The sequence below is a fragment of the Streptomyces sp. NPDC006510 genome (assembly GCF_040611955.1).
GTDB lineage: Bacteria > Actinomycetota > Actinomycetes > Streptomycetales > Streptomycetaceae > Streptomyces.
The window spans coordinates 1-3,124 of the sequence record NZ_JBEXPH010000384.1 but is presented as its reverse complement, the minus strand read 5'-3'; the positions used below and the strand labels follow the sequence as shown (position 1 = coordinate 3,124).

Below are 3,124 nucleotides of genomic sequence, written 5' to 3'. Positions count from 1 at the left end.
CGCGGCGGCCCGCCGTCGTCGCGAGCCGGTTGGCGAGCCGCACGGCGAGCAGGGAGTGGCCTCCGGCGTCGAAGAAGTTCTGGTCCGCCGATGCGGGCGGTGCGCCGAGCAGTTCCTGCCAGAGCGCGGCGACGGCGGTCTCGGTGGCGTCGGACGGGCTGAATCCGGCCGCCCGTTCCTGCCCGATGCCTGCCACGAGGGTGCGCAGGGCGGTGCGGTCCAGCTTGCCGTTGGTGCTCAGCGGGAGCCGCGGGACCTGCTGGATGCGGGCGGGCAGCATGTAGTCGGGCAGCCGGTCGCGCAGATATGCGCGCAGTGCGGCGGGGCCGGTCTCCTCGTCGGCGGTGACACAGGCGACGATGCGTGTCTCGCCGTCCTCGTCCTCCGCGTAGGCCCCCGCGTCGGTGACGTCGGGTGCCTTGCGCAGGGTGGCCTCGATCTCCTCCAGCTCGACGCGGTAGCCGCGCACCTTGATCTGGTTGTCGGCGCGGCCGGTGATCTCCAGTACGGAGTCCGGGAGCAGGCGGCCCCGGTCACCGGTGCGGTAGTGCACGGTGCCCGCGTCGTCGGTGGTGAAGCGGTCCTCGCCGTCGCCGCCGACGTAGCCGAGGGCGAGTGGTGGTCCGGAGACCCACACCTCGCCGGTCACACCGGCCGGCAGCCGTCGGCCGAGCCGGTCGCGGACCGAGAGCGAGGCGCCCGCCACGGGGCTCCCGACGGGGACCCGTTCGGCGTCGGCGGGCAGTCCGGCGGTGTCGTACGCGGCGACGTTGGAGGCGGTCTCCGTCATGCCGTACAGGTTGAGCAGGGTGGCGTCGGGCCAGACCTCCCGGAAGCGCAGGACGGTGGCCACGGGCAGGGTGTCGGCGCCGCTGGTGGCCAGGACCGGCCGGTGCCCGCCGGGGCGTTTGGCGCTCTCCTCCAGCAGACCGGCGATCAGCTGCGGGGTCAGGAAGAGATGAGTGATCCGTTCCTGCTCGACGGCGGCGGCGAAGAGCACCGGGTCGAGGAGTTCATCGGTGGCGAGCACGACGGACGGGACACCCCTGAGCAGTCCGCCCAGCAGCTCCCAGGGCGAGGCGACCAGTGCCAGGGACTTCTGGACGGCGAGCACCGCGTTCTCGGGGAACGGATGGTCCTGCCACATCCACTCCAGCCTGCCCCGGACCGAACGGTGGCTGATGCGTACGCCCTTGGGGTTTCCGGTCGTCCCCGATGTGTAGACGATGTGGAACAGCGCGTCCTCGTCGGGCGCCCGCTCGGGGGCCTGGTGCAGCGGGCCCTCGGTGAGCGGCGCCAGTGTGACGCGGGGAGCGTCCAGGGTGGGGAACTGGTCGAGTCCCGGCTCGGCCAGCACGCAGTGCGGTCCGGTCTCCTCCACCATCCGGCGCTGCCGTCGCACGGGTATCGCCGGGTCCAGCCCGAGGTAGGCGGCCCCGGTCTTCAGCACGGCGAGGACTCCGGCGACGGCGGCGGGGCCGCGCTGGGCGGCGAGTGCCACCAGCGAGCCGGGGCCGGTGCCCTTGGCGGTGAGCCGGGCGGCCAGCCGGCCGCTCCATTCGTCGAGTTCGCGGTAGGTGAGGCCGGTGCCGGTGTGGCGCAGGGCGACGGCCCGGGGGCGGGCCGCCACCTGTTCGGCGAAGCGTTCCAGCAGGGTCGGCGTGGTCATCGTTGATCGTCTCCGGGCAGCAGGTCGAGGGAACGAACGGTGGTGTGCTCGGCGCGTTCCGGGTCGGTGAGGGCCCGCAGCGCGATCAGCGTGGATCCCAGTACGTTGCGGGCGGCCGGCGCGTCGAGCAGCTCCTGCTGGTAGGCGTACTGGAGCAGCAGTTGGCCGGGGCCGTGCGGCTGGACGTACAGGGCACAGTCGTACTTGGTGTAGCCGGTGTCCAGTTCGACGAAGCGGAACCGGACGTCCGACGCGGTGGTGGCGCGCGCCGGGTAGGGCAGCATGTTGAGCATGGTCTGGAAGACCGGGGTCGCCGATGAGCTCCGTGAGGCGGCGGGCAGCCGCCGCAGTGTCCAGCCGAAGGGGTGCTCGGCCGCGGCATAGGCGTCGTACACCGTCTCCCGCACCTGTGCGGTGAACTCCGCGAGGGTGGCGGCCGGGTCGATGTTCAGACGCAGTGGCAGCATGGCGAGCATGAAGGCGGGCACATCGGCGGTCTCCGGCCGTTCCCGCCCCGCCATCGGGGCCCCGACGATCACGTCGTCGGCGTCGCTGTAGTAGCTCAGGGCCAGTGCGTAGGCGGCCAGCAGCGGTACGAACGCGGTGGCCGACGCGGCCAGCGCGGTGTCACGCAGCTGCCGGGTCAGCTGCTCGTCGAGGACCGTCTCGGTGATCTCGCCCCGGTAGGTGGGTGTGGCGGGCCGCTGCTTCTGTGCGATCTGGAGTGCCGGGAGGTCGCCCGCGAGGCGGCGCAGCCAGTACTCCCCCGCCTCGGCCACCTCCTCGGTGGCCAGCCGCTCCGTCAAGTGGTCGAGAAAGCGGTCGTAGCGGGTGGCGCGTTCGGGGTCGGGCCCGGCGGGCCGCTGTTCGTAGAGTTCGGCCAGTCGCTGGAACAGCACGGTCGCTCCCCAGCCGTCGAGGAGCAGTTCGTGCATGGTGACCAGGAGCCGGTGCTGTCCGCCGGGAAGCCGGAACAGCCCGGTCCGCAGGGCCGGTTCGGTGAGCAGGTCGAAGGGCCTGGCCGCCTCCTGCGCGGCCACCGTGCGGAACGCGTCCGCAGTGATGTCCCGGGCACTCGCGGGCAGCGGTACCTCCCAGTGCGGGTAGTGGTGCACCACCTCGTGCACCGCCTTGTGCGCCGCCTCCTGTGCCGTCTCCGGCCCGTCCGCCTCGTCGGTCTCGGCGAACCGGGCGAGGAGCAGCGGATTCTCGGCGAGCAGCAGCTGCCAGGCCCGTGCCAGCCGTGGCACGTCGAGCGGCCCGTCGAGTTCCAGGGACCCCTGGTAGCTGTAGTAGGGGCTGAGCGGGTCGAGCCGCCAGTGGAAGTACACCCCGGCCTGCTGCGGGGTGAGCGGGCGGGTGCGCGGCGTGTCGTCCCATGCCGCTGCTGTGCGGGCACCGGTCGCGGTCCGCTGGTCGTGGCCGAGCGCGGCGAGGGCGGCGGGGCTGCCGTCG

2 protein-coding genes are annotated in these 3,124 nt (G+C 72.8%); both read right to left on the bottom strand.

What is annotated here, in order from left to right; translation table 11 throughout:
- On the bottom strand, positions 1-1,669 hold a 1,669-nt coding region (locus tag ABZY11_RS43665; RefSeq protein ID WP_356484494.1), incomplete at its 3' end, for a non-ribosomal peptide synthetase.
- On the bottom strand, positions 1,666-3,124 hold a 1,459-nt coding region (locus ABZY11_RS43660), incomplete at its 5' end, for a condensation domain-containing protein (protein ID WP_356484493.1). The genes ABZY11_RS43665 and ABZY11_RS43660, both read right to left, overlap by 4 nt.